At 38.4% G+C, this 22,133-nt stretch carries 15 protein-coding genes; 12 read left to right on the top strand and 3 right to left on the bottom strand.

Features of this window, described 5'->3' with window-relative positions:
- The first annotated feature begins 146 nt into the window (after positions 1-146).
- The 9 genes from Q0874_RS11540 (at position 147) to Q0874_RS11580 (ending at position 11,084) form a co-directional block, all read left to right on the top strand.
- Positions 147-1,121, top strand: coding sequence for an acyl-CoA desaturase (locus tag Q0874_RS11540; RefSeq protein ID WP_299163365.1), 975 nt, complete (start codon positions 147-149; stop codon positions 1,119-1,121).
- A 54-nt stretch (positions 1,122-1,175) separates the two neighbouring features.
- Positions 1,176-1,370, top strand: coding sequence for a cold-shock protein (locus Q0874_RS11545; protein ID WP_299163367.1), 195 nt, complete (start codon positions 1,176-1,178; stop codon positions 1,368-1,370).
- Positions 1,371-1,737: 367 nt separating this feature from the next.
- The gene (locus Q0874_RS11550; protein WP_299163369.1) at positions 1,738-2,946 is read left to right on the top strand and encodes a porin; all 1,209 of its coding nucleotides are present in this window, start codon (positions 1,738-1,740) and stop codon (positions 2,944-2,946) included.
- A gap of 726 nt (positions 2,947-3,672) precedes the next feature.
- Positions 3,673-5,157 carry an arginine decarboxylase gene (locus tag Q0874_RS11555; protein WP_299163371.1) on the top strand — a complete coding sequence of 495 codons (1,485 nt, stop codon included), beginning with the start codon at positions 3,673-3,675 and terminating at the stop codon, positions 5,155-5,157.
- Positions 5,154-6,098, top strand: a complete 945-nt coding sequence (gene speB, locus Q0874_RS11560; RefSeq protein WP_299163373.1) for an agmatinase — start codon at positions 5,154-5,156, stop codon at positions 6,096-6,098. The genes Q0874_RS11555 and speB overlap by 4 nt, the downstream gene beginning before the upstream one ends.
- A complete protein-coding gene (locus Q0874_RS11565; protein ID WP_299163374.1) occupies positions 6,088-7,062 on the top strand; it encodes a deoxyhypusine synthase family protein in 975 nt (324 codons plus the stop codon). Before speB ends, Q0874_RS11565 begins: the two co-directional genes overlap by 11 nt.
- A 2-nt stretch (positions 7,063-7,064) precedes the next feature.
- Positions 7,065-7,388 (top strand): hypothetical protein, encoded by a 324-nt coding sequence (locus tag Q0874_RS11570; protein ID WP_299163375.1) that lies wholly within the window; start codon positions 7,065-7,067, stop codon positions 7,386-7,388.
- A 301-nt stretch (positions 7,389-7,689) separates the two neighbouring features.
- Positions 7,690-10,038 carry an arylsulfatase gene (locus tag Q0874_RS11575; RefSeq protein ID WP_299163377.1) on the top strand — a complete coding sequence of 783 codons (2,349 nt, stop codon included), beginning with the start codon at positions 7,690-7,692 and terminating at the stop codon, positions 10,036-10,038.
- 392 nt (positions 10,039-10,430) lie between these two features.
- Complete coding sequence (locus Q0874_RS11580; RefSeq protein WP_299163379.1) at positions 10,431-11,084, top strand: tetratricopeptide repeat protein; 654 nt, start codon at positions 10,431-10,433, stop codon at positions 11,082-11,084.
- A gap of 124 nt (positions 11,085-11,208) precedes the next feature.
- Here Q0874_RS11580 and Q0874_RS11585 read toward each other — a convergent pair whose 3' ends face one another.
- Positions 11,209-13,257: an HDIG domain-containing metalloprotein gene (locus tag Q0874_RS11585; RefSeq protein ID WP_299163969.1), complete on the bottom strand. Its 2,049-nt coding sequence runs from the start codon at positions 13,255-13,257 to the stop codon at positions 11,209-11,211.
- 118 nt (positions 13,258-13,375) lie between these two features.
- On the opposite strand from Q0874_RS11585, the gene Q0874_RS11590 reads away from it, so the two are divergent.
- Together Q0874_RS11590 and Q0874_RS11595 are read left to right on the top strand one after the other, a co-directional pair.
- On the top strand, positions 13,376-14,551 hold the full coding sequence (locus Q0874_RS11590; protein ID WP_299163381.1) for an acetyl-CoA C-acyltransferase: 1,176 nt from the start codon (positions 13,376-13,378) through the stop codon (positions 14,549-14,551).
- Positions 14,552-14,572: 21 nt separating this feature from the next.
- The gene (locus tag Q0874_RS11595; RefSeq protein ID WP_299163383.1) at positions 14,573-15,325 is read left to right on the top strand and encodes a C40 family peptidase; all 753 of its coding nucleotides are present in this window, start codon (positions 14,573-14,575) and stop codon (positions 15,323-15,325) included.
- A gap of 54 nt (positions 15,326-15,379) precedes the next feature.
- Here Q0874_RS11595 and Q0874_RS11600 read toward each other — a convergent pair whose 3' ends face one another.
- The gene (locus Q0874_RS11600) at positions 15,380-16,636 is read right to left on the bottom strand and encodes a tetratricopeptide repeat protein (RefSeq protein WP_299163384.1); all 1,257 of its coding nucleotides are present in this window, start codon (positions 16,634-16,636) and stop codon (positions 15,380-15,382) included.
- Between the two features lie 34 nt (positions 16,637-16,670).
- The gene (gene gyrA, locus Q0874_RS11605) at positions 16,671-19,205 is read right to left on the bottom strand and encodes a DNA gyrase subunit A (RefSeq protein ID WP_299163386.1); all 2,535 of its coding nucleotides are present in this window, start codon (positions 19,203-19,205) and stop codon (positions 16,671-16,673) included.
- Positions 19,206-19,465: 260 nt separating this feature from the next.
- On the opposite strand from gyrA, the gene Q0874_RS11610 reads away from it, so the two are divergent.
- Positions 19,466-22,015 (top strand): ATP-dependent Clp protease ATP-binding subunit, encoded by a 2,550-nt coding sequence (locus tag Q0874_RS11610; protein WP_299163388.1) that lies wholly within the window; start codon positions 19,466-19,468, stop codon positions 22,013-22,015.
- Positions 22,016-22,133: the final 118 nt, after the last annotated feature.

Raw genomic sequence — 22,133 nt, forward strand, 5'->3', positions numbered from 1 at the left:
ATAGTAATCGTATTAAAACTCCAAAATTTTCAAAAAGAACAAGCTCTGACTTTTCGAAAACATTAAAAGACAGAGTGAATGTCTATTTCAAAACAAATGATCTCAGCAAACATGCAAATAAGAGCATGATTTTAAAGACCATACTTATGTTATCATTATTTATTATTCCAATGATAATTATCAACAGTGGTCTTATAACCAGTGCTGGAATTTTATTTATCCTTTACATTATTAGTGGTTTGGGAATGGCAGGAATTGGTATGGGTATAATGCATGATGCCATTCATGGTTCCTATTCTAAAAATAAATATGTTAATAAGTACCTGGGGTACACCATGAACCTTATTGGCGCAAACTCCACAGTATGGAGGATTCAGCACAACGTTTTACATCATACATATACAAATATAGATCAATCGGATGATGATATAAACCCTCCAACAGTCCTGCGTTTTTCACCCCATGCGAAAAAAAACCGGATGCATAAGTTTCAGCATTTTTATGTTTGGTTTTTCTACGGCCTGTCTACTATTTCGTGGATTACGTCTAAGGATTTTGTAAGAATAAATCGCTATAGAAAGAAAGGTTTTTTTAGTAAAAAAAATGAATTTAAAAAGGAACTGGCAAAACTAATCGGATGGAAACTTTTCTACTATACTTATGCCTTAATCTTACCAATTCTGATAATACCTCTGGCGCCGTGGATCATTGTACTGGCCTTTCTTAGTATGCACTTTATGACCGGTATTTTGATCAGTATTGTGTTTCAGGTAGCACATATCACGCCCAGTGTAGAATTTCCCTTACCTGATAAAGATGGTTTTGTAGAAGGTGATTGGTTCACTCATCAACTGGCAACAACATGTAATTTCTCGCCTAAAAGCAGATTCTTATCATGGTTAATTGGGGGGTTAAATTACCAAATAGAGCATCACTTATTGCCTAATATTTGTCATATCCATTATAAAAAAATATCTGGTATTGTAGAACTTACGGCTAAAGAACACGGCATTCCTTATCATACCAAAAGCACACTTGCCTCCGCTATTTGGGACCATATCAAAATGCTAAAAGAATTAGGCAAAGTATCGCCTTTGGAGCCAATAACAGTCAAGAATTGACAAAAAAATAAAAACAAAAAATAAATAAAATAATTAATAATAAATATCAAAGTAATGAACGAAGGAACAGTAAAATTTTTTAATAGGGCCAAAGGATTTGGTTTTATAAAACCAGTTAATTCTGAAGAAGACATTTTTGTACACCAAAGTGGTCTTATTGATGAAATTAATGAAAACGATAACGTAAAGTTTAATTTGGAAAAAGGACAAAAGGGAATGAACGCAGTAAATGTGGAAGTAATTGACTAAGTCCTGAATACCAAAACTAAGTTTAAAGCCATCATAACTGATGGCTTTTTTTATTTCCCTAATTCTATTTTAATTCTTACTAAAATAAAATATTTGAACATACTTTTATATAGTTAGGAAGTTGAATGAATATTTCTTGCATGTTTTTAAGCATGTCTGAATTCAGAATTAAATTGCGGTGTATGATCAATTAGAAATCTAGGGCTATACCTTCGTAATAATATGTCATCCAAAGAAGAATTTGAGAAATATATAAAAGAAAGGGTAAAAAACTTTTCATGTTATTGAACAACGTTTTGGAAAACACCATTTATTTGAACTGAGATTTTAGGTAAATTTGAAATACTCCCAACCAATATCCGACCATATGGCCAATTCTTTGAAAAATATCAATTTCACATTAATTGTCTTAGTCCTAATTATTTTTGGATATCAATTGAATGCTCAGGAAACTGAGCAAGAAGATAAAAAGGTCAATTTCACATATGGCAGTAAAGGATTTCAAATGCAAACACGGGATAATCGTTTTTTACTACATCTGGAATCCCGGTTTCAATTCAGGTTTGCCTACCCAAATGATGAGGACCCTTTAAATTTTGATGCAGTAATTTCGGATAGTCCTATCTTCAAAATTAACAGAGCCCGTTTAAAAGTTGGGGGTAACGCATTTGCTCCCTGGCTAAAATATTATTGGGAATACGAATTGGGGCAGGGAAATTTACTCGATTTTCGGCTTATGGTCGAAAAATGGGAATTTTTAAAATTTAAAGCCGGCCAATGGAAAACCTATTACAACAGAGAACGAGTTATTTCATCGGGAAAACAACAGATGATGGACAGATCCATTCTTAACCGTCCTTTTACCATAGACAGGCAACAGGGAATCTCAGTGTATGGCCGAATCTTTCCGAAAACGCTTACCGATATTTCCTATTATTTCTCAGTGCTTACAGGTGCCGGCAGAGGTTCAACCCAAAATGATGATTCCCACCTTATGTATGTGGGAAGATTACAGTGGAATTTTTTAGGGCGGGAATTGGAAATGACCGGTTCCGATTTAGATTATCATGAAAAACCAACAGCTTTACTTGCTTTTGGTGCACTTACCAATAGGAGTCCTTACACACGATTCTCCCAGTCAGGGGGAGGTCAGCTCAATGGTTTTGAAGAAGGCATTCCAGGACAATACAGGGTGAAGCAGGCATTAATTGAGACTGCCTTCATGTACCGAGGATTTTCATGGCAACAGGAACTTCATTTCAAAGATATATCCGACAAGGTGAATGAAACAAATACAGAACTCTATGGAAATTATGTTCAGGCGGGTTATTTTTTGAATGGATTATGGAAAAAAATTCCAAAACCGCTTGAAGTGGCAGGGAGATACTCTTTTTATGTCCCCAACAGCACCATCTCCTCCTTTAAGGAAGAAGAATACGCTTTAGCGTTTAATTGGTTCTTTGCGAAGCATCGCAATAAATTAACCACAGACATAACTTATTTTAACATCAAAACTACAAACACCGATATCCCAAAGGGTTGGAGATTTAGAGTACAATGGGATATCTCACTGTAATACCGACTTATAATCCGTATTCTCTTTCACGATATGCATAATTTACCAACATTTATAGAGTAATTCAATCTACAATATTGCTTACTCAGAATAAGTCTGGGAAGTTGGGTTATTTAAACTTTTGGAGGATGACTCTTCGGAATATGCCTTCATGATTGATAGCTTTTCTATCCCCCCCTTTCTGATTAAATATTTTATCGTTAACCTTCATAAAACAGATTATCGGAACATCCTTTTAAGGAATTAAAAGACTTAATATTAATTTGTTTTTCATGAATTGAAGTATCTCTGAACCGGAAATTTATTTTCGAACATGAATAAACATTATGAAAATCTGTTCTCCTGAAAATACTTGTGTCAAGACATCATCACTTTTTTTATAAATCCGTTGTTTATTCAAATTTTTTGTTTTCATTTGTCTTGTCAAATGAATAATCTTTGGTAAGACAATAGAGCTTTTAGCTGCACATTATGAACCGTGTTTATACGTTCGGGTTATTGGGAATTAGGAAGTCAAACCCAATGACTGCTTATCGGATAAGTAACCGAATTTTAGAGCTAACTTCCGTTAGTACTGCGATCTTTTCGAGCCAGCATGGCTATTTTTTTATTCCTACTACAGCACAACAAATAATTATTTGAAGTTGAGAACTAAAGCCCTCGCCTTTTACGTATAAGAGTGGGCCGATCTATTAAAACTAGTTTTCAATATTTATATATACCACAGTGAATACAAAATACATCGATCTGATTAATCAGACATTTGATTTTCCGCAGGATGATCTTTCTCTTGAGGAAAACAATTTACGGTTTCATGGCATAGACCTTTTGAGCCTTATAGAAACCTATGGCAGCCCCCTAAAATTTACATATTTACCTAAAATTTCTGATAATATTAACCGCGCCAAAACATGGTTTAACAACGCCATGAAAAAAAATAATTACGCCGGGAAATATTATTATAGTTATTGCACCAAAAGTTCACATTTTGCTCATGTTCTCAATGAGGCCCTCAAGAATGATATTCATATTGAAACTTCTTCAGCCTTTGATATTAATATTGTTGAACATCTTAAAAAAACCGGGAAAGTCAAAAACGACACTTTTGTAATTTGCAATGGGTACAAGAAGCCGCAGTACATAGAAAACATTGCCCGACTCATTAATGAAGGCCATCAGAATTGCATTCCCATTATTGATAACTATGAAGAAATCGATTTACTCTCAGAAGAAATTAATGACACTTTTAAGGTAGGGATACGTATTGCTTCCGAGGAAGAACCAAAGTTTGAATTCTACACCTCACGCTTAGGCATTGGCTATAAAAACATTATACCCTTTTATGAAAATCAAATTAAGGATAATGATAAGGTAGAACTAAAAATGCTTCACTTTTTTATTAATACAGGGATAAAGGATAATGCCTATTATTGGAACGAATTACTAAAATGTCTCCGTGTATACGTTCGTCTTAAAAAGAATTGTACCTCGCTGGATAGCTTAAACATTGGGGGTGGATTTCCCATCAAAAACTCCCTTGCATTTGACTACGACTATGAGTACATGGTAGACGAAATAGTAAATCAAATAAGTGTTGTTTGTAAGGAAGCAGATGTTCCTGTACCCAATATTTTTACCGAATTCGGAAACTTTACAGTTGGTGAAAGCGGAGGGGCTATTTATAAGATTTTGTATCAGAAACAGCAAAACGATAGGGAAAAGTGGAATATGATTGATTCTTCTTTTATTACCACCTTGCCGGATACCTGGGCGATAAACAAACGTTTTGTTATGCTTCCCATTAACCGCTGGGATAGCGAATACGAAAGAGTTCTGTTAGGAGGACTCACCTGTGATAGTGATGATTATTATAACAGCGAGCAGCATATGAATGCTATTTACCTGCCCAAATTCAAAAAAGACAAACCTTTATATATCGGCTTTTTCAATACCGGGGCATACCAGGAAACCTTAGGCGGTTTTGGCGGATTACAGCATTGCTTAATTCCACAGCCAAAGTATATTATTATTGATAAAGATGAGAAAGGAAGAATTATCTCTTCCGTATATAAACCGGAACAAAGTTCGGAACAAGTTTTAGCCATCCTGGGGTATGACGCGGAAAAAGTAAAACCTATCGATAAATCTCAGAATGGAGAACACCTTATTGAAGCATTATTTGATAATTATCCTAAAATTAAATTAAAGTGAAAACAAACACTAATTACGCAGGGATCCCACAAGATCTGGCACAACTTGAAAAAGCAAAGATTGTTCTCATTCCTGTTCCATACGATGGAACGAGCACATGGGGTAAAGGCGCAGACAAGGGGCCAAATGCCTTTTTAGAAGCTTCAGAGAATATGGAACTCTATGATATTGAAACTGATACTGAAGTCTATAAACAAGGTATTTACCTGGCAGATGAAATTTTGGAGAACCGTAGCCCGGAATCTATGGTAGATACCGTGCATAAAGTCACTAAAGAATATATTAAGCGTAACAAATTTGTGGCTCTGATCGGAGGTGAGCATTCAATTTCTATTGGAAGTATCAGGGCATTTAATGAGTGTTTTGAGAACCTGAGTGTTTTACATATTGATGCACATGCAGATTTAAGGAAAACTTATCAGGGCACCCAGTATAACCACGCCTGTGCGGTTCATGAAGCATCGCAACAGACAAATTTAGTTCAGGTAGGAATACGCAGCATGGATGCAATTGAAAAAACCTATATGGATCCCGATAAGACTTTCTTTGCCCATGAAATGTTGAGCAACGAATATTGGATGGACAATGTTATTGATCAACTTTCTGATAATGTTTTTATCACCTTTGACCTTGATGCACTGGATCCTTCCATAATGCCTTCGACAGGGACACCCGAACCGGGCGGATTATTGTGGTATGAAACCCTGGAATTTCTTTTACAGGTTTTTCAGGAGAAAAATGTTGTTGGGTTTGATATGGTTGAATTATGTCCAAATAAAAATGATAAATCCCCTGATTTCCTAGCCGCCAAATTATTTTATAAAATGTTGACCTATAAGTTTAAAGAAGAAGAGGCCGATGATGATTATGACAACACTTATGATACTGATTTAAAATCAGTTTCCAATACCCATTTCAAATTTGATGATGATGAAGACTAAGGGAGCAATCTCATCTTTTATAGAACAGCACTTTTTACATTTTAATGCAGCTGCTCTGGTAGATGCCGCCAAAGGGTATGAAGAGCAGTTAGAAAAAGGTGCAAAAATGTTGGTTTCCCTGGCAGGGGCCATGAGTACGGCAGAGTTGGGTAAAAGTTTTGCCCAAATGATCCGTTCCGGGAAAGTAGACATCATTTCGTGTACCGGCGCAAACCTTGAAGAGGATATCATGAATCTTGTGGCACATTCGCATTATAAAAGAGTACCCAATTACAGGGATTTAACCCCTCAGGATGAATGGAACTTACTGGAAAAAGGACTAAACCGAGTTACAGACACCTGTATACCCGAAGAAGAAGCCTTTAGAAGGTTGCAACACCATATTTTTAAAATATGGAAGGATGCCGAACAAGCAGGAGAACGCTATTTTCCACATGAATATATGTACAAAATGCTGCTCTCAGGGGTACTGGAAGAACATTATGAAATTGATCTGAAGGATTCATGGATGTATGCAGCAGCTGAAAAGAACCTGCCGATTGTGGTGCCCGGCTGGGAAGACAGTACCATGGGGAATATTTTTGCAAGTTATGTAATGAAAGGAGAATTAAAGGCTGATACAATGAAGTCCGGCATTGAATATATGACCTATTTGGCGGAATGGTATACCCCGAATTCAAAGAATGGGATTGGCTTTTTTCAAATTGGTGGTGGGATAGCAGGAGATTTTCCCATTTGTGTGGTTCCAATGTTAACACAAGACCTCGGGCTGGAAGACACCCCCTTTTGGAGTTACTTCTGCCAGATTAGCGACTCTACCACAAGTTATGGTTCTTATTCGGGTGCCGTACCCAATGAGAAGATTACCTGGGGTAAGTTAGATATTAATACGCCTAAATATATCATAGAGAGTGATGCCACTATTGTTGCTCCCTTGATCTTTGCCTATCTATTGAATCTATAAAAATGAAAAAGACAAATTCGCCCCTCCGCAGAGTAATTGTGGACTATAAAAAGCTTACCCATGATATCCTTGATCTTTTGGTAACAAAATATCCTGATGGATATGATGAAGACAATATTATAACTTTTAAAAATGCACAAAATGAAGTTGTTGAATGTGTAGAGGTCAGAACCATTGACACAGTTTATCTGGTCAAAATTAGTAAACGCTTAGTTGCCGCTATGGAGGATTTTGATCCTGATGAGGATCAGGATGATGATGACAATGAATTTGAAAACCACAAGGAGGAAGAAAATTTAGAAATGGATGATGATTCAGAAGAATAAATTAAAAATCTCAGAGGTTACACCTAAAAAATAGACAGGAGAGAATCACAAGTTATACTTGTCTGTTTTTTGCACACAGGTATGATTTAAGCAATATTTACATAGGCTAATCTCTTGTAGCGGCCTAAGTATTTCCAGACCGCCAAATATTGATAATCTCCTATCAGGAATAAAGCCCTTAATTTACATTCGCGTTTGTTTTATGAAGATAAAAGGCCTGATTTTACTGGTCTATTAATGCTTTATTTAGTAACTTCAATCAGATTTTTTTTAAAAATTATTATAACTCAAAAAAATATTTATGAACAAGAAGTATTTTGTTAAAATGCTACTATTATTGGTGATTAGCAGCCTTACCACTGGTGTTTTAGCGCAGGAAGTAGACAGAACTGAATTACCTATAAAAGGACCCTGGTATCCTCCAATAAAAATATTAGATGCAAGGGATGCCGAAGCTCCTCCGGTTTTTGAAGTAAAAGCACCAAAAGATGCTCCAAATGTAGTGATCATCCTCCTGGATGATATCGGTTTTGGCGGTACCAGTGCCACAGGAAGTGTTTTACAAACACCCCATTTCGATAAGCTTGCAAGCCAGGGGTTACTTTACAATCAATTTCATACAACAGCTTTGTGTTCTCCAACAAGACAAGCTTTGAAAACAGGCCGTAACCACCATTCGGCTAACCAGGCCAAGATCTCAGAGGTAGCCACTTCCTTCCCGGGTGCTACTGGTATGCTACCTGATGATGTAGCCGGAATTGGAACTGTACTCAACCACAATGGATACAGTACGGCGGCATTTGGAAAATGGCATGAAACAGCGGTATGGGAGATCAGCCCATCCGGGCCAATGACACGTTGGCCTAACGGTCAGGGATTTGATGAGTTTTATGGCTTTATGGGAGGGGAGACCAATCAATGGTCACCTGGTTTATTCCATAATCAAAATCAGGTTGAACCTTCCAGTGATCCTGACTATCACTTTATGAACGATATGGCTACGAAATCCATTGAATGGATGCGGTTCCAGCAGGCATTAACGCCGGATAAACCTTTCTTTGTCTATTTTGCTCCAGGGGCAGTACATGCACCTCATCATGTGCCTCAATCTTATATTGATAAATACAAGGGTAAGTTTGATGCCGGATGGGATGTTATTCGTGAACAAATCTTCGAAAATCAGAAAAAACTGGGCGTAATTCCGGCAGACACAAAACTGGCTCCTAAACCAGCAGATATTAAAGACTGGAAAGATCTATCAGATAAAGAGAAAAAATTATTTGCAAGACAGGCAGAGGTATTTGCAGGGTTCCTGGATATGACAGATCACGAAACAGGTCGTGTAATCCAGGCAATCGAAGATATGGGCGAGTTAGACAATACGCTAATCTTTTACATAGCCGGGGATAACGGCACAAGTGCAGAAGGTGGAATGGGTGGATTATATAATGAAATGACATACTTCAATGGTGTTGCAAAAGGTTCGGATATCGACTTTATGATGGAGCACTATGATGACTGGGGTGGGCCTACCACATACCCTCATATGGCAGCCGGATGGGCAGTCTGTTTTGACTCGCCATTTACCTGGACCAAGCAGGTTGCTTCCAATTATGGTGGTACCCGTAATGCTATGGTCATACACTGGCCAGATGGTATTAAGGCGAAAGGAGAAATTAGAACTCAATGGCATCATGTCATAGATGTGGTACCAACCATTCTGGAAGCAGCAAATTTACCCGAACCCCGTATTGTTAATGGCACACCACAACGGCCTATTGAAGGTGGAAGTATGGTTTATACTTTTGATGAACCCCTGTCCCCCAGCCGTCACCAGATCCAATATTTTGAGATGTTCGGTAACCGTGGTATTTATTTTGATGGTTGGTTTGCCGGTACTGTTCATATAAAACCCTGGGGTGTGGTAGAAAACCGATTTCCTGAGGATACCTGGGAACTCTATCATGTGAAAGAAGATTTTAGCATGTCTACCAACCTCGCAAATGAACGTCCTGACATCGTTGCGCTGATGCAAAAAATGTTTATAGGTGAAGCCGAAAAATATAAGGTACTGCCTATGGATGACAGAAGACAAGAACTTTTTAATCCAAAATTAGCAGGGCGTCCAGACCTGATGTTCGGGCGTACAAGCCTGACCCTATACGAAGGTATGACAGGGATGCTTGAGAATGACTTTATCAATACCAAAAACAGCTCTTTTGAGATAGTTGCCGATATAGAGGCTGGTGACAAAACCACGAATGGCGTTATAATTTCTCAGGCCGGACGTTTTGGAGGCTGGAGTTTTTATGTAAATAATGGCACGTTGACCTATTTGTATAATTATGTCGGAATAGATCAATACAAGGTGACGGCTTCTGCTAAATTGCCCAAGGGAAAGTCCACGGTGAAAATGGATTTCGCCTATGAAGGTGGAGATAAACCAGGTCAGGGAGGTACTGCCACTCTCTACATAAATGGGAAATCTGTTGGGTCAGGTAAGATAGACCATACACAATTTTCGATTTTTTCTGCAGACGAATCTGCCAACGTTGGGTTGGACAGTGAAACACCGGTATCTAAGGATTACGATGTTGAAAGTAGCAAGTTTAACGGAAAGATTGATAAGGTTACTATATCTCTAAAATAGATTAGAACGAGCCTTCATGAATTAAGATTTGAAAATCCGGGAGTGAATTTCCGGATTTTCACTTTTTAGTCTTTTTTTGGTTCGAAAAAATAGAGATGTATACGTATCTCTTGTAAAAGAGGATGTTATTCCTGATACGCTACCATAAGGTGATGGATATTTGTCAATTCTTGCAGCAATAGTACTTTTTTTGAACTAAATTGGAATTGTAATAGCGATTTATTATAAGTGATTTTATAATATGGGGGCACGTTTTAAAATAAAAATTAGCAACTTTATTTTAAGAAAACTATGCAAAACGATTGATGTCCAGACTTCCGACGTCACGGAGCCTTACTGAAAGTTGTCTACTGTTAAATTCGTAAATTGGGCGATATATAAAACAATACAAAATGAAACCATTCAGATCCAAAATTCTTGCTCTTTGCGTATGCCTCCTTGCCACCACGGCATTTACTGTCGAGACCCATGCTCAAGCTAAGGAAAATGCCAATTTTGAGGCTGGAATCGCGGCATATCAAGCCAATAACCTGCCACTCGCCTACAAAGAGTTTCTCGCAGCTGCTAAGGAAGGCCATGCCGATTCCCAATTTAATGTAGCCTTGATGTATGAGCAAGGCATAGGGGTTGCCAAAGATGAGAAGGAAGCGGTTGTTTGGTATGGCAAATCCGCCACACAAGGGAATTCGGCTGCCCAATACAATCTAGGGGTGCTCTATGAAAATGGTCGTGGAACTGTGATTGATTATGCGAAAGCCCACAAGTGGTATCGGGCGGCCTCTGTCCAGGGAGATGCGCTGGCCATCGGTAATCTGGGCATGCTCTATGTGCGGGGCCAGGGTGTGAAAGAAAACAAGGTCGCGGGTGTGGCACTTCTCATGGAGTCTGTTATCCTGGATCCCTCACCGGAAAACCATGCTAAACAGAATATTTCGGCTACTCGGGGCCTAACGGCTGAGATGATCACCCAGGCCCAGGCACTCTCCAAAAAATTGAATAGTGCCCAGAACCTGTTGGTACCGCTTGATCAGTATTTAAAGGAATAAAAGAATAGCACCGGGGAGATGCAGTAACCCGATCTCTTATACTGAAGTACAAGAGTATGAAGCAACTTCAATAGTAAAAGTTAACGAAGCTGTTCTTCCCGCCGCATTTGAAATAAACCCCTGGTTATTCCGGATACTCCACCCTAAGGTGGTAGATATTGGTCAATTTTTGCTTAAGTACCTTCTTAATCATTTGAATCTCTTTAAATGTAATGTTGGCATTTAAAAATTGATTCCCATTCATTTGTCCGGTTATGATCTTTTCCACAAATTGGTCTATAATCTGATAGGTTGGGTTATTTAAACTTTTGGAGGCTGCCTCCACGGAATCTGCCATCATTAAAATAGCGGTTTCCTTGGAAAATGGTATAGGTCCGGGATACCTGAAATCTGATTCCTTAAGTGGCTGATCTAATTCCTGCTGTTTTTTATAGAAATAATACACAAAACTGGTTCCATGGTGCGTTCTTATAAAATCGATTACCCTGTCCGGCAGATTGTACTTCCTGGCAAGTTCTATTCCTTCAATCACATGATTGATGATTATCCTGGCACTTTCTTTAGGATCCAGATCGTCATGTGGATTTATACTGGTTACCTGATTTTCAGTAAAATAGGTGGGATTGTTCATTTTACCAATATCGTGGTATAATGCCCCAACCCTAACAAGCATGGCATTTGCGCCAATTTCATTTGCAGAAGCTTCGGCCAGATTCGCAACCTGAAGAGAATGATGAAAGGTCCCTGGTGCCTTATTAGATAACTCTTTCAGTAATTTGGAATTCGTATCAGATAATTCTAGCAGGGAAACATCTGAGACCATACCAAACATTTTCTCATAGATATAGATAAGTGGTTGTGCGAAAAGCGTAATCATACCATTTAAAAAGAAAAACCCAAATATGTACCAGTTCACATTATCAAGGTTGCCTTCGTGAATAATATGAAAAGCAAAATAACCAATAATGTAGATAAGGGTTATCTGCCCTACAGAAATAAATAAATTTGCCCGTTTATAGAGTTCGGAGACTGTTAGAATGGTGACAATTCCCGCTATGATCTGGAGGAAAATATATTCAAAACTGTTTGGAACCACAAAGCCTAGAATAAGTACCGTTAAGACATGTACAAAAAGTCCAAGTCGCGCATCAAAAAAGGTTTTCAGTATTAAAGGCATTATACATAACGGTACCACATAAACATAAGCCTCATTGTATTTTACCACCAGTGTGGTTATAAATACCATGAGTAAAATATTAAAGAAAATAAAGGTCACTTTTACATTGTTCCTAAAAACTTCGGGCCTGTATTTTTTGAGAAACAAAAACAGCATCATCAGTACCAGGGCCACAAGAATTGTATACCCGAAAAGGATAAAATAGTAATTGTTTTCAGTCCATAATTCCGATTCATATTCCGCTTTTAAGGACTCCAGTATTTTCAAATTATCAGCCTCTACTACCTCTCCCCTGGCAATTATAAGTTTTCCTTCATCTACATTACCCCTTGTTAAGGAGATTTCAGAAAGGGCTTCCTCCAGCTCCCTTCTGGTAAGTTCCTCATCAAAGGAGACATTGGGTTGCAGCACATCAAATAAAAGAGTTTTAAAGTCTGTATCATAACTTCCAAGTCTCTTGTCGTTGAGCACCTTGGTTATAGAGTCATCAATAGCCCCCATTCTATAAAGTGCATCAGATTGTACACGCCTTGCCTCTCCGTCCTTTATAAGATAAAGACTGTTTTTGGAGATTAGTTCGTCTGCCTTTTTTAAAATTCCGTAACTATATATGGTATCCAGAAAATCTTTTCCGACTGATTCTAAAATACGCCTTGATCTGTTACTAAATTTTTCAGTACTGAAAACAACCGGAAATTTATCTGCAAAAATCTGGTAGGCTTCGGAGGCCGCTACTTCGTCATACTGATAATAATCTACCTGATCACTTTCAATCGTATTTCTTTCTTCAGCAATTTCATCGGTTGTTTTCTTAATGGAAAAATCGAAGGGGGCATAAAGGTTTTCATACTGCCAGGGTTTACCTTTCTGAAATTCATATTTGAACTTACCACCTCTGGGGAAGAAAAATACAATACAAGCTATGGTTATAACATATAGAATGTATTTATAGATAAGTGATTGGTTTTTATAAACGCTGTCTAAGGTTTTGGCCATTTCAGAAAGTATCTTCTTCAAAAATAGAAAATAATAGCATCATCGGTTGCCTTTTAGAGACTAAACACAATGCATTGCACTTTAATTTATTAATTTCGTGTAATTAATGGATTTTCATATGAAAGAGGTTGTTATTGTATCTGTAGCCAGAACACCTATTGGCAGTTTTATGGGCTCTCTATCCACTATTCCGGCTCCAAAGTTAGGGGCTATTGCAATAAAAGGTGCATTGGATAAGATTAACATCAGTCCTGATAAAGTTGATGAAGTACTTATGGGCAACGTTGTACAGGCGGGAACCGGACAGGCTCCGGCAAGACAGGCCGCCATATTTGCAGGTATCCCCGACACTGTTCCTTGCACTACGGTAAATAAAGTCTGTGCATCTGGAATGAAGGCGGTGATGCAAGGCGCACAGTCTATTGCACTTGGTGACACCTCTGTGATTATTGCAGGGGGGATGGAGAATATGAGCCTTATTCCACATTACCTTCATATGAGAACAGGTCAGAAATTTGGTCCTTCAACGCTATTAGACGGCATGCAAAAAGATGGTTTGGTTGATGTTTACGACCAGAATGCCATGGGAGTTTGTGCAGATGCCTGTGCAGTTGAATACGATTTCAGCAGGGAGGATCAGGATAACTTTGCCATCCAATCCTATAAACGATCTGCCGAGGCCTGGAAATCGGGAAAATTTTCCGATGAAGTTGTTCCGGTTGAGGTACCTCAGCGACGGGGTGAACCAATTATTGTAAGCGAAGATGAAGAATATAAGAATGTTAAATTAGATAAGATACCTGCATTGCGACCTGCCTTCAGCAAAGACGGTACTGTTACAGCTGCCAATGCATCAACTATTAACGATGGTGCGGCTGCCCTGGTCTTAATGAGCGCAGAAAAAGCCAAAGAACTTGGCTTAAAGCCCATAGCCAGCATTAAAAGTTATGCCGATGCAGCCCAGGAACCAAAATGGTTTACAACAGCACCGGCCAAGGCACTTCCCAAAGCCATTGCCAAAGCGGGAATATCGATGGAGGATGTTGATTATTTTGAGTTTAACGAGGCATTTGCAGTAGTAGGGCTGGCCAATATGAAACTATTGAAACTCAAGGATAACAACGTAAATGTGAATGGTGGTGCGGTTTCCCTTGGACATCCTTTAGGATGCTCCGGGGCCCGGATAATCATTACCCTTTTAAGTGTCTTAGAGCAAAATAATGGCAAAATAGGAGCTGCCGCTATCTGCAATGGTGGTGGAGGGGCTTCAGCAATTATTTTGGAAAGAAATTAATTTTCGCTGCAACGGTAGCCTATGCATCACGGTATTTGTCACCTTAGTATTGTACCTATACGATTTCTTGCAGAAGATACAAGCGAGATGGTGACACAGCTTCTTTATGGAGATCATATAAAAATCCTGGAAAAAAGAAAATACTGGAGTAAGATTCGGGATGACTTTGATGGTTGCGAGGGATGGATTCGCAACAATCAATTTATTCCAATCCACAAACAAGATTATAAAAATCTAAAAAAATCGGAGGATAATAATTTTTCGGCAGATCTGGTATCTTATGTAAGTAATAGTAAAAGTATATTGATCCCCATAGTTCTTGGTTCAGTTGTTCAGAATACAAACTTACTTGGTCATCAATTTGAAGGGACTTCAATAACTGCTAAAAAAGGGAAATCCAATCTTATTAATACTGCGCTTTACTATTTAAATGCACCCTATTTATGGGGAGGGAAAACACCTTTTGGTATAGATGGCTCCGGCTTTACGCAAATGGTTTACAAAATAAATGGATATAAACTTCTAAGGAGAGCAGAAGAACAGGCTACCCAGGGAGAAGCCCTTAGTTTTATTGAAGAAAGCGAACCGGGGGACCTTGCTTTTTTCGATAATAATGAGGGGCGTATAAATCATGTAGGTCTTATTATGCAAGATAATTTTATCATCCATGTACACGAAAAAGTAAGAATTGACCGACTGGACCATACCGGCATATTCAATACAGAACAGAGACACTACACCCACAAATTGAGAGTTATAAAAAAGATCCTATAAAAAAACCCTGACAAATTGATTGCCAGGGTTTTTCTTATGGATATATAACCTTTGTTATTCTCCCAATAACTTTTTAATTCTCATAAAATTTTCTGTATCCCCCAAAGCACCATAAATATTCTTAAGCTGAGTAAGTATGCTCTGGTTATCAGGTTTCAATTTAAGAGCATCTTCCAAAATAAGGGCAGCTTCCCTAAAAAGATCATCTTTATGCTTCTTTATTTCTTCGTATCGCGCTATATCTGCTTTGGAATTTCCTAAACTATTCATTTCGTCTATTAGACCATTGCCTTCATCTACATACGTTGTTGAAAGATTCAATTGTGCATTCACATATCCAGGGTCTACTTCCAAGGCTTTTCTGTAAGCCGTTCGAGCTTCCTCAATATTGCCTTGTTCCATGTTAATTACACCTATATTATACTGCAAATCCGCATTATCCGGGGCCATTGCAGCCGCTTCTGCCATAAGTGTTTTAAACTTATCCTTATCGCCTAATTTATAATGTAAATTAGCTTCATTCAGGACCAAATTTACATCGTTGGGGTCGCTTGCCCTGGCATCAGTAAATGCAGCAAGTGCTTTATCGTCCTCCCCTAATTGTGAATAAATTAAGGCCATATTTTTAACTATTTCGGCTTTTTTTGAAGGAGATTTTTCATCGACAGGATCTTTATAAGCACCAGACTTTATCATCAAATCTCTTTGAGTTTTATCCATCATCTCCTCTTCACCAGTTGCTAAATTAGTAGCCTTATAAACCACGCCACTACCATCATAATTAATATCCCTTAATTCCTCGTAATAACCAAGAGCTTCTTCATAAAGCCCTCCATTTACGGCACTACTCGCGGCATAATATAAATAAATAGTGTCCTTTGGGCTCAACTTATAACTTAAATAGAGCTTATCTGCAGCCCTTTTGAATTCCTTTTTACCGTTATCCGCAACCGCAGAATTTACCAGATCAGCTGTTATGGCTGCCATACGCTGCTTTGTTTCAGCGGCATGCTTTCCTTTATCACCTTCAATACTCAAGACCTTCTTATAAGAATCAACTGCTACATTAAAAGCATCATTATCACCTTTATTGGCAAGATCTGCATAGGTTTTGCCTCTAAGAAAGAAATACTCTGCCTGAGTTTTTTCATCCGCTCCACTGATCATGCCTTGAATTCCATCCAAAGAGGCTTTGGCAGATGCGGTATCACCAGATTTTAATGCTTTATCAGCGGCTTTAAGTTCCGCTTTCTGTGAATATCCGGCTAGCGTAAAGCATATAGCTGCCAGAATTAAAAATTTAGTCTTCATCTTAAAATTAAATTTACTTATTAGTGTTTATTAATTATTCTTTATCAGTTTCCGGGCTATCTTTATCAATAGCCGTGCCATCTTCCGCTTTTACCTCAATATCCATAATATCAACCTCATCCAGATTATCTTCATCTTTCATTACTTTGGCGACAGCTGCTATGGAGTCACTGTCTTTCAGGTTGATCAACTTAACACCTTGAGTAGCCCTACCCATAGTACGCAAATCATCAACACTCATCCTTATGGCTATACCAGATTTATTTATGATCATTAAGTCATCAGAATCAGAAACATTTTTAATGGCCACCAGACCCCCTGTTTTATCGGTTATAGAGATGGTCTTCACGCCTTTACCTCCTCTATTGGTAATCCTGTAATCATCAATACTGGATCTTTTACCATATCCATTCTCCGAGACCACCAATATTTCGTCATCAAAATTATTAACAGCGACCATACCAACGACCTCATCCTTTTCATCCGCCAATCTTATACCACGTACACCAGAGGCATTCCGTCCCATAGGTCGGGTCTTACTTTCTTCAAACCTGATAGCCTTACCGGATTTAAGCCCGAGTAAAATCTGACTTGTACCTGTGGTTAGTTTAGCTTCCAGGAGCTCATCATCTTCTCTTATATTAATTGCAATAATTCCATTTTGACGTGGCCTGGAATACTGTTCTAATGAGGTTTTTTTAACTGCTCCTTTTTTAGTGGCCATAATTACGTAATGACCATTAACATATTCCTCATCCTTTAAATCTCTGGTACATATAAACGCTTTTACCTTATCATCCTGTTCAATATTCACCAGGTTTTGTATGGCTCTGCCTTTTGATGTGCGGCTACCTTCCGGAATTTCATAAACCCGCATCCAGAAACACTTGCCCTTTTGGGTAAAGAAAAGCATATATTGATGGTTGGTACCCACAAAAAGATGCTCAAGGAAATCCTCAGTCCTAGTTGATGAGGCTTTTTGCCCTACTCCACCCCTGTGCTGTGTTTTATACTCACTTAGCGGAGTCCTTTTTATGTAACCTGCATGCGAAATTGTGATTACTACCTGCTCGTCAGGTATCATATCTTCTATACTCAGGTCGCCTCCGGCAAAATTTATTTCTGATCTTCTTGCATCTCCATAGCGTTCTTTTATATCCAGAAGTTCATCCTTAATAATCTGCATTCTTCGATCCTTATTGGCCAGGATATCCTTTAAGTCCGCAATTGTCTCAATGATCTCATCGTATTCGGAGCGCAATTTATCCTGTTCAAGCCCTGTAAGCTGGCGAAGACGCATCTCCACAATAGCCTTGGCCTGAAGTTCGGATAATTTAAATCTTTCTATGAGGTTCTCTCTGGCATCATCTGCATTTGACGACGCTCTTATGATAGCGATAACTTCGTCAATATTATCGGAGGCTATAATGAGTCCCTCCAATATATGAGCCCTTTCTTCCGCCTTTTTCAGATCGAAAGCGGTGCGTCTTACCACTACTTCATGCCGATGCTCAACAAAATAATGAATGATCTCTTTTACATTAAGCATTTTTGGTCTTCCATTTACCAGCGCTATGTTATTCACACTGAAGGAAGACTGTAATGCTGAATGCTTATATAATGTATTAAGAACAATATTAGGAATAGCATCCCTTTTAAGGATATATACAATTCGCATTCCCTTTCTATCTGACTCATCCCTAATAGATGATATCCCGTCTATCTTTTTTTCATTGACCAAATCGGCAGTCTTTTTGATCATGTCTGCCTTATTGACCTGATAGGGAATCTCTGTGACAATTATACATTCCCTGCCCTGAACTTCCTCAAAAGAGGCTTTGGCCCTCATTACAACTCTGCCACGTCCTGTATGAAAAGCTTCTTTCACACCATCATAACCGTATATGATCCCCCCGGTAGGAAAGTCGGGAGCTTTAATGTGTGTAATTAATTCATCTATCTCTATGTCCTTATTATCAATATAAGCGATTGTTCCGTCTACTACTTCTGAAAGGTTGTGTGGCGGCATATTGGTTGCCATTCCCACTGCAATACCTGAGGCGCCATTGATCAATAAATTTGGAATCCTGGTGGGAAGAACTGTTGGTTCTTTAAGAGAATCATCAAAATTAAGCTGAAAATCCACGGTATCTTTATCGATATCCGCCAACATCTCATCCGCTATCTTGCGCATGCGGGCCTCTGTATATCTCATTGCCGCAGGACTATCGCCATCCACAGATCCAAAATTCCCCTGCCCGTCGATTAACATGTATCTAAGACTCCATTCCTGAGCCATTCGTACCATACTATCATAAACAGACGTATCACCATGTGGGTGATACTTTCCTAAAACCTCCCCAACAATCCTGGCAGATTTCTTGTGTGAACTTGAAGAACGAACACCTAAGTCGTGCATTCCGTATAAAACTCTCCTGTGAACCGGCTTTAGACCATCCCTGACATCGGGAAGGGCACGTGACACAATGACCGACATTGAGTAGTCAATGTAGGCTGATTTCATTTCATCTTCAATGTTGATAGGGATCAATTTTTCTCCTTCAGCCATATAAAAATCTTATTGCTTTATTGTGATTAAAAATTCAGGCCAATATACGCAAAATCATAGCTTACGAAGCATGTTCCAAGTAGTTTATTAAAGAATTTATCAACACATCCGGATAGGGGTTTCGTTAATAATTAGGGTGTTAATTTTTTTGTAAATCCGTGTTTTTTTCGTCATTTAGTCCAAGTTTGTCGAATATAGGTACGGTATTTGTCGTTCTTAAGAATAGATTTACTAATTTTATTACTGATTAAGAAAATTTTATGGATGATAATTTTTCACCTAGAGTAAAAGATGTAATTGCTTACAGCAAGGAAGAAGCATTAAGACTCGGCCATGATTTTATTGGTACGGAGCATTTAATGCTGGGATTGCTGCGCGATGGAAATGGAAAAGCAATTAGTATTCTGGATGCACTCGATGTGGATCTGGATCACCTAAGGCGCAAAGTGGAAATTTTGAGTCCGGCCAATCCAAATTCCGGAGGTATCCAAAAAGATAAAAAAAACCTTCATCTGACGAGACAGGCAGAACGTGCGCTAAAAACTACCTTCCTGGAAGCGAAATTATTTCAAAGCTCTTCAATAAATACAGCACATTTACTTTTGTGCATCCTTAGAAATGAAAACGATCCAACCACAAAATTACTCCATAAACTTAAAGTGGATTATGATGGAGTGAAAGATCAGTTTAAATCTATGATCACCAGTGAGGACGACTATATTGATTCTCCTACTTCAGAATCTTTTCCCAGTGATTCCGATGAGCCTGTGGAAGGCAAGGAAGGATCTTTTGGAGGGGCTTCCGGTCAAAAAGGAAATAAAAAATCCAAAACACCTGTTTTGGACAATTTTGGAAGAGATTTAACCCGGCTTGCAGAAGATAACAAATTAGATCCTGTTGTAGGACGGGAGAAAGAAATTGAGCGTGTTTCTCAGATACTGAGCAGAAGAAAGAAAAATAACCCACTTCTTATAGGAGAACCTGGTGTTGGTAAAAGTGCTATTGCCGAAGGTTTAGCACTTAGAATCATTGACAAGAAGGTATCACGTATCCTTTATAATAAGAGAGTAGTTACTTTAGATCTGGCTTCACTGGTTGCTGGTACAAAATATCGCGGACAGTTTGAAGAGCGGATGAAAGCCGTGATGAACGAGTTGGAAAAGAACGATGACGTAATTCTGTTTATAGATGAGATCCATACTATTGTAGGAGCAGGAGGAGCAACAGGCAGTTTGGATGCTTCAAATATGTTTAAACCGGCTTTGGCTAGGGGAGAAATTCAATGTATTGGAGCAACTACACTTGATGAATACAGACAGTATATTGAAAAAGATGGTGCTCTGGAAAGACGTTTCCAAAAAGTAATGGTAGAGCCAACCACAGTGGAGGAAACCATTGAAATATTAATGAATATTAAAGGGAAATACGAAGATCACCACAATGTAAATTATACTGATGAAGCCATTATCGCCTGTGTCAAGCTAACCAACAGGTATATGACGGACCGGTTTTTACCGGATAAAGCTATAGATGCGCTGGACGAATCTGGTTCACGGGTACATATAATAAACATGGATGTTCCAAAGCAAATTCTTGAATTGGAAAATCAGTTGGATGATGTGCGTGAATTGAAGAATAGCGTGGTTAAGAAACAGCGTTATGAGGAAGCTGCAAAGCTTAGGGATGATGAAAAGAGACTTGAAAAGGAACTTTCTATTGCGCAGGAAAAGTGGGAAGAAGACAGTAAACTTCACCGTGAAACCGTAAGTGAAGATAATGTTGCCGATGTAGTATCTATGATGAGTGGAATTCCGGTTAATAGAATAGCACAGACGGAAAGCAATAAACTTGCTGAGTTGCCAAATCTTATTAAAGGGAATGTAATTGGACAAGATGAAGCTGTAGCTAAAGTAGCCAAAGCCATTCAACGAAACAGGGCTGGTCTAAAAGATCCTAATAAACCTATAGGTTCCTTCATTTTCCTCGGACAAACCGGTGTTGGTAAAACCCAGTTGGCCAAGGTATTAGCACAAGAACTTTTTGATTCTGAAGATGCCTTGATCCGCGTTGATATGAGCGAGTATATGGAAAAATTTGCCATATCCAGATTAGTTGGGGCTCCTCCTGGTTATGTGGGTTACGAGGAAGGTGGACAACTTACTGAAAAAGTTAGGCGCAAACCTTATTCGGTAATTCTTTTGGATGAAATTGAAAAAGCGCATCCTGATGTTTTTAACATGTTACTTCAGGTATTGGATGATGGTTTTTTAACGGATAGTTTAGGGCGTAAAATAGATTTTAGGAATACAATCATTATAATGACCTCGAATATTGGTGCCCGACAACTTAAGGACTTTGGACAAGGCGTTGGTTTCGGTACAGCGGCCAAAAAATCGCAGGAACATGATCACCATAAGGGTGTGATTGAAAATGCGCTTAAAAAAGCTTTTGCCCCGGAGTTTCTGAACAGAATAGATGATGTTGTTGTATTTAATCCATTGGAGCGAAAACATATACACAAGATTATCGACATTGAATTAAATAAGCTTTATGAAAGAATAAAGGATATTGGATACCATCTGAATTTAACTGATAAAGCAAAAGATTATATCGCTGATAAAGGTTTTGACAAAGAATACGGTGCCCGACCTTTAAAAAGAGCTATTCAGAAGTATATTGAAGATACCCTGGCGGAAGAAATTGTAAATTCTAAACTCGAAGAAGGGGATAGTATTTTTATGGATTTGGATGAAAAGAAAAATGAACTGTCTATTAAGATAAAAAAATCCAAGAAGGGCTCCAAAGCATAACAAAATGTAAGAATTTAGTTATAAAGGAATCAAGTTATTTGGTTCCTTTTTTTATTTCCCTAGATTACAACAAGTAAGAATAAGAATACAGTTTCAACACGGTGTAAACCAGTTAAAC

Origin of the sequence: uncultured Eudoraea sp. (genome assembly GCF_947490415.1) — a bacterium.
Taxonomy (GTDB): domain Bacteria; phylum Bacteroidota; class Bacteroidia; order Flavobacteriales; family Flavobacteriaceae; genus Eudoraea.